Source organism: Flavobacterium sp. ACAM 123, assembly GCF_000264055.1.
Lineage (GTDB): Bacteria > Bacteroidota > Bacteroidia > Flavobacteriales > Flavobacteriaceae > Flavobacterium.
Genome location: NZ_AJXL01000138.1, coordinates 1 through 7921, shown reverse-complemented (window position 1 = coordinate 7921; position 7921 = coordinate 1). Strand labels below are relative to the sequence as shown.

Sequence of the window (7921 nt, the reverse complement as noted above, 5' to 3'; positions counted from 1 at the left end):
AAACTCGACAAATAGTGATTTAAAATCCATAGTAAAGTTTTTATTTTAAAGTTGGCTAATACAAACTTAAACTTAAAACGATTACTCTGATTAAGAATAGTAGTAACTCTATTTTCAAACAGTGAAAGCTAAATACAGGCATTTAATACTTCAACTTAAAATCTAGGTTCAAAGATTGTATACTGAAAACTGAATACAGCGACTGCGTACTATTAACTACTCTTCCAATAGATCTGGACGGCGATTCTTAGTATGCTCATAAGCCATATCGTCGCGCCATTTATCGATTTTGGCAAAGTTCCCGCTGGTTAAAACTTCTGGGACTTTCCATCCGTTATAGTCTGCAGGTCGTGTATATATGGGACCAGACAATAAGCCGTCTTGAAAACTGTCTGTCAATGCTGAAGTTTCATCACTCAATACACCTGGAATCAATCGGATTAAAGCATCTGACAATACTAATGCTCCTAGTTCTCCTCCTGATAAAACATAATCGCCAATAGAGATTTCTTTAGTAATGAAATGGTCACGTACGCGTTGATCCACCCCTTTATAATGACCACACAAGATGATAATATTCTCATACATGGACATGGTGTTGGCCATTTTCTGGTTTAGGGTTTCCCCGTCGGGTGACATATAGATGATCTCGTCGTAAGTTCTTTCACTTTTCAAATGCGTGATACAAGCATCAATAGGCTGCACTGTCATTACCATCCCAGCACCGCCACCATAAGGGTAATCATCAACACTTTTCTGTCTGTTGGTTGTGTAGTCCCGTAAATTATGAAAGTGAACTTCCACTAGTCCTTTGTCAATGGCACGTTTCATAATGGAAGCCTCAAACGGACTTCTTAGCAATTCAGGTAAAACCGTAATAATATCAATGCGCATATAGATAATTTAAGATGCAAAGGTACAAAAGAAGAGCCAAGGGACAAGTAGAAAGGCACAAGGAGCAGCAGTAAAACTTCTTACCGTTTATTTTTAGGATATCTTGCTCTAAGTTCTTCATTATAATTTACGGGATTTCATATTAAGTCAGTTTTGCTTTTGTGGATTATTTTCCTCTAAATTAATAATTCTTAGTTTTTATGATAATAGGACATAGTTCTTTAGAAGCTATTTCGAATTGACAGCGTGCTACTATTGTATTTTAAATAATAAACGATAGCTGCGGTATCATTTTTGTTAGTATTTTTATACCGGAAAAATTAAAAAATTAAAATTCATGAAAAGTTACTTAAAAATAAATTTAGCGGGTGCAATACTTTTTATTGCAGCTGCATTACAAACAAACACGCTTCATGCGCAAAATAAGTCGATTAAAATGACAAATCCTCTTTTACAAAAAAGTATGCTGCAGTATCAAGCGCCCTCTTTTAATTTAATAAAAGACAAAGATTTTAAACCTGCCTTTGAATACGGTCTAGGGATTCACGACAAGGAAGTGACGGCAATCGCTAACAATCCTGCTAAACCTACCTTTCAAAATACAGTGTTAGCATTAGAAACTTCGGGAGTAGATTTAAAAAGAGCTACTGGCGTATTCTATAATCTAACAGGTTCTAATACAAATCCGACTTTGCAAGCTTTACAAGCAGAATATGCACCAATATTCTCAGCGCATAGCGATAAAATGTACCTAAACTCTAAGTTGTACAAACGTTTTAAAGCAATTGATCTTGGTACTTTAAAAGGGGAGGATAAAAAATTAACAACGTATTATTTGCAAGAATTTGAATTGGCTGGGGCTAATTTATCCGATGCAGATAAAGACAAAATGAAAAAAATCAATGAAGAGTTAGCTAGTTTAGGTACACTTTTTGGCAATAAATTATTGATAGCCCGTAAAAACGGTGCTGTTTTGTTTGACAATGCAGCTGATTTAGATGGTTTAAGCGCTAATGATCTTGCCGCAGCAAAAATAAAAGCGAATGAAGCTGGTCATGACGGACAGTATTTAATAGGATTACAAAATACAACCCAGCAACCAGTATTGCAAAGTCTTACTAACAGAGTAACTAGAGAAAAAATATTCAAATCGTCTTGGACTCGTGCCCAAAATAATGATGATGGCGATACTCGCGAGGTATTAGAAAAAATGGCGAAATTACGGTTGCAAAAAGCCAATTTGATGGGCAAAAAGAATTTTGCAGAATGGAAATTGCAAGACCAAATGGCACAAACTCCTGAGAGAGCAATGAACTTATTAGCGAAAATCGCGGGACCAGCGGTTGCAAAAGCAAAAGTGGAAGCAAAAGAAATACAAGATTTAATTGACGCTCAAAATGGTGGCTTTAAATTAGAACCTTGGGATTGGAATTTTTATTCAGAGCAAGTACGTAAAGCCAAATATGATTTGGACGAAAGTCAAATAAAACCTTATTTTGAGTTGACTACAGTATTAGAAAAAGGAGTGTTTTTTGCAGCCAAAAAAATGTATGGTATTACTTTTAAACAACGCAAAGATTTGCCAGTGTATCACCCAGATGTTGTGGCATATGAGGTTTTTGATAATGACGGAACATCAATGGCTATTTACTATTTAGATTTCTACACTAGAGACAATAAAAACGGTGGTGCTTGGATGAGCAATTATTTGGATCAATCTCATTATTTAAAACAAAAACCAGTAATTGTCAACGTTTATAATTTTGCAAAACCAGTAAACGGAAACCCTTCTTTAATTAGTTTTGACGATGTTACGACTATGTTTCATGAGTTTGGGCACACCTTACACGGTTTATTTGCAAATCAAAATTACACCAGTCTTTCTGGAACGGCGGTACCACGTGATTTTGTGGAATTTCCTTCTCAAATCAATGAGCACGCGGCTTTAGATCCTGAAGTTTTAAAAAATTATGCGATTCATTATAAGACTAAAGAGGTGATTCCTCAAGAACTAATTGATAAAATTAAAAAAGCTGAAACCTTTAATAAAGGCTACGATGTTACTGAACTTTTGGCGGCATCAACATTAGATATGAATTGGCATAGTGTTGAAAACGAAGTTGATTTTAAACCCACTTTAGTTTTTGAAGACGAAGCGCTTCAAAAATACGGACTGTTAGTAAACGAAGTGCCTACAAGATACCATACTCCTTATTTCGCACACATTTGGAGCGGCGGATATTCTGCAGGATACTATGCTTATACTTGGTCTAAAACGTTAGATTATAATGTGTACGACTGGATGAAAGCAAACGGTGGTCTAACAAGAAAAAATAGTGAGCGTTTTAGAAAATATATTTTATCTGTAGGGAACAGTGTAGATTTAAACGAAGCTTTTAAGCAATTCATCGGGCACGATATGGAAATCGAACCTTATTTAAGAAATGCAGGACTTTCTGATAAATAATCTTATTTTAATTCATCAATCAAATTGGCATTCGTAATGGATGCCATTTTTTTTTGGACCAATTTCCAGCTGTACGCCATAGCTATTGTATCTCGTCCAATAAAAGACGACATATAATAGGATGCCGTTTCCATCTGGGCTAGCGTAGATGCTAGCAATTATGTTTTAGTTTCTAAATTGTAAAGTTTTCCTAATAATTTTCCAGTAGGTTTCCTTCTGCTTAAATTTACTATTCTAATAAAAAATACTGAAAATGAAATTTAAACTTTTGATAGGGCTCTTTCTTGTAGCGCTAGGGTCTTCCGCCCAACAAGACCAATTAAAATGGTTGGACATCAATTTAAGTAAATATGAATATCCGTATTCAGTACATTTTATAACGGTGAAAAACCAACAGCAGGAACTCCAAATGGAGTATATGGATGTGAAGCCAGACAATTATAACGGAAAAAATATTCTGTTGCTCCATGGTAAAAATTTTAACGGAGCCTATTGGCAAACGACTATTGCTGCTTTAATTAAAAAAGGTTTTCGCGTAATTGTGCCGGATCAGATTGGTTTTGGGAAGTCAGATAAGCCAGATTATTTTCAATACACCTTTCAGCAATTAGCCGAAAACACAAAACAAATTTTAGATACACTCGGGATTGAACAAACAGCTGTTGTAGGGCATTCAATGGCAGGTATGCTCGCTACTCGTTTTGCATTAATGTACCCTGAAGTAACGGAGAAATTAATTCTTGAAAATCCAATAGGTTTAGAGGATTGGAAACTTAAAGTGCCCTATCAAACCGTTGATTGGTGGTATCAAAATGAGTTAAAACAGAGTTATGCTGGAATTAGAAAATACCAATTAGACAGTTATTATGATGGCAAATGGAAACCGGAATATGATGAATGGGTCAATCTTTTGGCAGGCTGGACTTTGAATTCTGATTACAAAAAAGTAGCCTGGAATGCAGCGTTAACCTATGATATGATTTTTACTCAGCCTGTAGTGTATGAGTTTCAGAATTTGAAATGTCCGACTTTATTAATCATTGGAACCAGAGACAGAACCGCTTTAGGGAAACCGTTAGTCACCAAAGAGGTGAGAAAAACAATGGGGTTATATACAGTTTTAGGAAAAGAAACACAAAAGAAAATCGCAAATTCAAAACTAGTTGAAATACCTAATATTGGTCACATGCCACATATTGAGAGTTTTGACAAGTTCATTGAGCCGCTAATAGCTTTTTTGGAGAAATAATTATAACAGGTTAAGTGCAAACGTACTGTGGGAAAAATTGACAAGTCCAAACGAAACATTACCAACCAGTAAATACAGGGATAACAGTAAATTTGTCCCCTTATTAAAACAATAAAGTATGAATACAGAAAATAGCGCAAACGGTTTGCAAGCTACTTTAGATAAGGCGAAAAAGGCATGGGAAGCCAAAGCAGCTGAGCAAATAAAAGAAATATATGCTGACGGAATTGTTGATGTAACACGCCAAAATATTATTTCAAAAGCAAAAAATAATGGGGATAACGCACCAAACTTTACATTGACAAATGCTACAGGAAAAGAAGTGCAATTAAGTGATTACTTAAAGAAAGGACCTGTGGTTTTAACTTGGTACCGCGGCGGATGGTGTCCGTATTGCAATATGACGCTACATTATTTGCAGGAACAATTACCAAACATTCAGTTAAAAGGGGCTAATTTGTTGGCTTTAACACCGGAGTTGCCAGACAAATCAATGTCTACTGTTGAAAAACATCAACTACAATTTGAAGTATTGAGTGATAAAGGAAACAAAGTAGCTAATCAGTATGGTATTGTTTTTAAATTGACTGATGCTGTGGCTGACGTATATCAAAAAGGATTTGATTTGCATGGTTTTAATGGTGATGAATCAGATCAATTACCTTTAGCAGCTACATATGTAATTGATCAAAAGGGATTAATTGTTTATTCATTTTTAGATGCAGAATATAGAAATAGAGCAGAGGCTAAAGATATCTTGGCAGCTCTTGATTCAATAAAGGAGTAAATTACAGTAGGCTATTTTTTAACACTCCAAAAATAGAATTTCTTTTGGGATGTTAAAGTAGTTTCATCCTACTTTTGCCTCAAAGTTTATTTCTTATTTAGAACAATAATCTAAAAACACAACGTAATTTTGCGCCATGAATTTATCAAAAAAGAATGTCTTATTTATGGCAGCTGCTACTGGACTGATTGTAGCTAATTTGTATTATTGCCAACCATTAATCATATTAATAGCAGAAGAATTTAATATACCTAATGCAGATGCAGGAACAATAACTTATTTAACGCAAGCTGGTTATGCTATTGGTTTATTTTTGATGGTTCCGCTAGGAGACAAAATTGAACGTAAAAGTCAGATACTTTATACCACTTTTGCTTCTGTAATCGCATTAATTATTGCAGCAACAGCGCAAAGTTACTTTATCTTAGAAATTGCCTCCCTTTTAATAGGAATTACTTCTATAGTGCCCCAACTAATTTTGCCATTGGCAGCCTCATTGAGCGCGCCAGAAGAACGGGGTAAGGTGGTGGGAACAATTATGAGTGGACTCTTAGTAGGGATTTTATTGTCCAGAACTTTAAGTGGTTTTGTAGGTGATATGTTTGGTTGGCGTGCTATGTTTTGGATTGCCTCAGGATTATGTCTGGTATTATTTTTTATCATTAAAAAACAATTTCCTTATAATAAACCGGTATTTAATGGCTCGTATAAACAACTGATTGGTTCGCTTTTTACTTTGATCAAGGAGCAACCTTTATTGCGTGAAGCGACATTGATCAATGTATTCAGTTTTGCTCAATTTGGTGCTTTCTGGACTACAATGGTTTTATTACTTTCAGAAGACCCCTTCAATTTTAGTAGTACCACAATAGGACTTTTTGGCATCATAGGTGCTTCGGGTGCATTGGCAGCTCCTTTAGTTGGGAAATTAAGTGATAAAGGGAGTTCTAGAATTGCAGTGGGATATGGCTGTATGTTAATCGCTTTCAGTTTTGTGATTTTCTATTTCTCAGGCTCTAGTGTTATTGGAATCGTCTTTGGGATAATTTTTATAGATATTGGTCTGCAAGGGGTACATATATCAAATCAAACTCGTGTTTATTCGATTCTACCCGAAGCAAGAAACCGTATGAACACAGTTTTTATGTCTTTTAGCTTTTTAGGAACGGCTGCCGGCTCTGCCTTTGGATTGTTTTTATGGCGATTTGCTGGTTGGCACGCTGTGACCTTAGGCTGTTTATTATTATCAGTATTAGCTTTCTCCGTCTATGCTTTAACCTATAAATCCAAACGTAAAGCAGTAGAAAGCGTCAATGGGTAACAAATTAATTCGTAAATTTGCACTTCAATAAAAATTATACAACAATGGAAAATGGAATATATGCTAAATTCAACACCGTTAAAGGGTCGGTTTTAGTAAAATTAGAACACGAGTTAACACCGGGAACTGTTGGTAACTTCGTAGGGTTAGCCGAAGGAGACTTAGAAAATAAAGTAAAACCGCAAGGTACAAAGTTTTATAACGGATTGAAATTTCACAGAGTGATTCCTGACTTTATGGTTCAAGGTGGATGTCCACAGGGAACCGGAACAGGCGATCCTGGATATAAATTTGATGATGAATTTCACCCAAGTTTAAAACACGATAAGCCGGGAATATTATCTATGGCTAATTCAGGTCCTGGAACAAACGGTTCTCAATTTTATATTACACACGTTCCTACTTCATGGTTAGACGGTAAACATACTGTTTTTGGACATGTGGTAGAAGGACAGGATGTCGTTGATGCTATTGCTCAAGGGGATCTTCTAGAAAGTGTTGAAATTGTAAGAGTAGGAGAAGAAGCTGAAAAATGGAATGCGATTGAAGCTTTTATCACTTTCAAGGGAGCACGTAACAAACGCGATATTGCTTTGAAAGCAGACGCTGAGGCAGCAATGGAAAAATTAGCTGCTGGGTTTGAAAAAACAGAAAGTGGTTTGCGTTACCAATTCATTCAAAGAGGAGAAGGAAAGCAGGCTGTAGCTGGAAAAACAGTTTCTGTACACTATGAAGGATCGTTAGAATCTGGAAAAGTTTTTGACAGCTCTTATCCAAGAAAAAAACCAATTGAATTTCCATTAGGACAAGGAAATGTTATTGAAGGATGGGATGAAGGTATTGCTTTATTGCGCGTAGGGGATAAAGCACGTTTCGTGATTCCATCTAATTTAGGATACGGATCTCGCGGTGCTGGAGGAGCAATTCCACCAAACGCTACTTTGATTTTTGACGTAGAGTTAATGGACGTTAAGTAATATAGTGTTTAGTGATCCGTCTTTAAATAGTCAGTTTACATAATATAAAATCCACTATCATTTAGTATAATTAGGGTAGTTTTTTATTTAGCTATAAAATGTTGCTATTCCTCATTTATTGCTAAGCAGCGGTTAGCAAAGGGAAACTGCTGCGAAGTATCGAGAACCATTTTGAAGTACGAAGCTGATTGATATCTTTTAGCTAAATAAGATTTATTTTTTTAAA

At 35.6% G+C, this 7921-nt stretch carries 7 protein-coding genes; 5 read left to right on the top strand and 2 right to left on the bottom strand.

The window, feature by feature from the left end; all coding sequences use genetic code 11:
* Nucleotides 1-216 precede the first annotated feature (216 nt).
* Complete coding sequence (gene trmD / locus A3SG_RS0116620) at nucleotides 217-894, bottom strand: tRNA (guanosine(37)-N1)-methyltransferase TrmD (protein WP_016991137.1); 678 nt, start codon at nucleotides 892-894, stop codon at nucleotides 217-219.
* Nucleotides 895-1231: 337 nt separating this feature from the next.
* Here trmD and A3SG_RS0116615 point away from each other — a divergent pair, with 337 nt between their 5' ends.
* Nucleotides 1232-3361 carry a M3 family metallopeptidase gene (locus A3SG_RS0116615; protein WP_016991136.1) on the top strand — a complete coding sequence of 710 codons (2130 nt, stop codon included), beginning with the start codon at nucleotides 1232-1234 and terminating at the stop codon, nucleotides 3359-3361.
* Between the two features lie 2 nt (nucleotides 3362-3363).
* On the opposite strand, the gene A3SG_RS21945 is transcribed toward A3SG_RS0116615, so the two are convergent.
* On the bottom strand, nucleotides 3364-3519 hold the full coding sequence (locus A3SG_RS21945; RefSeq protein ID WP_198008534.1) for a hypothetical protein: 156 nt from the start codon (nucleotides 3517-3519) through the stop codon (nucleotides 3364-3366).
* Nucleotides 3520-3614: 95 nt separating this feature from the next.
* Here A3SG_RS21945 and A3SG_RS0116605 point away from each other — a divergent pair, with 95 nt between their 5' ends.
* The 4 genes from A3SG_RS0116605 to A3SG_RS0116590 all read left to right on the top strand — a co-directional run bounded on the left by A3SG_RS0116605 (nucleotide 3615) and on the right by A3SG_RS0116590 (nucleotide 7695).
* Nucleotides 3615-4610 carry an alpha/beta fold hydrolase gene (locus tag A3SG_RS0116605; protein WP_016991134.1) on the top strand — a complete coding sequence of 332 codons (996 nt, stop codon included), beginning with the start codon at nucleotides 3615-3617 and terminating at the stop codon, nucleotides 4608-4610.
* Nucleotides 4611-4728: 118 nt separating this feature from the next.
* Nucleotides 4729-5397 (top strand): peroxiredoxin-like family protein, encoded by a 669-nt coding sequence (locus A3SG_RS0116600; RefSeq protein WP_016991133.1) that lies wholly within the window; start codon nucleotides 4729-4731, stop codon nucleotides 5395-5397.
* 136 nt (nucleotides 5398-5533) lie between these two features.
* Nucleotides 5534-6718 (top strand): MFS transporter, encoded by a 1185-nt coding sequence (locus A3SG_RS0116595; RefSeq protein ID WP_029596872.1) that lies wholly within the window; start codon nucleotides 5534-5536, stop codon nucleotides 6716-6718.
* A 44-nt stretch (nucleotides 6719-6762) separates the two neighbouring features.
* Nucleotides 6763-7695 (top strand): peptidylprolyl isomerase, encoded by a 933-nt coding sequence (locus tag A3SG_RS0116590; protein WP_016991130.1) that lies wholly within the window; start codon nucleotides 6763-6765, stop codon nucleotides 7693-7695.
* The last annotated feature ends 226 nt before the right edge of the window (nucleotides 7696-7921 follow it).

Excerpts from the sequence above, each read along its gene's own strand:
- trmD (WP_016991137.1), bottom strand. The coding sequence starts at position 894 with ATGCGCATTGATATTATTACGGTTTTACCTGAATTGCTAAGAAGTCCG.
- A3SG_RS0116615 (WP_016991136.1), top strand. The coding sequence starts at position 1,232 with ATGAAAAGTTACTTAAAAATAAATTTAGCGGGTGCAATACTTTTTATT.
- A3SG_RS0116605 (WP_016991134.1), top strand. The coding sequence starts at position 3,615 with ATGAAATTTAAACTTTTGATAGGGCTCTTTCTTGTAGCGCTAGGGTCT.
- A3SG_RS0116600 (WP_016991133.1), top strand. The coding sequence starts at position 4,729 with ATGAATACAGAAAATAGCGCAAACGGTTTGCAAGCTACTTTAGATAAG.
- A3SG_RS0116595 (WP_029596872.1), top strand. The coding sequence starts at position 5,534 with ATGAATTTATCAAAAAAGAATGTCTTATTTATGGCAGCTGCTACTGGA.
- A3SG_RS0116590 (WP_016991130.1), top strand. The coding sequence starts at position 6,763 with ATGGAAAATGGAATATATGCTAAATTCAACACCGTTAAAGGGTCGGTT.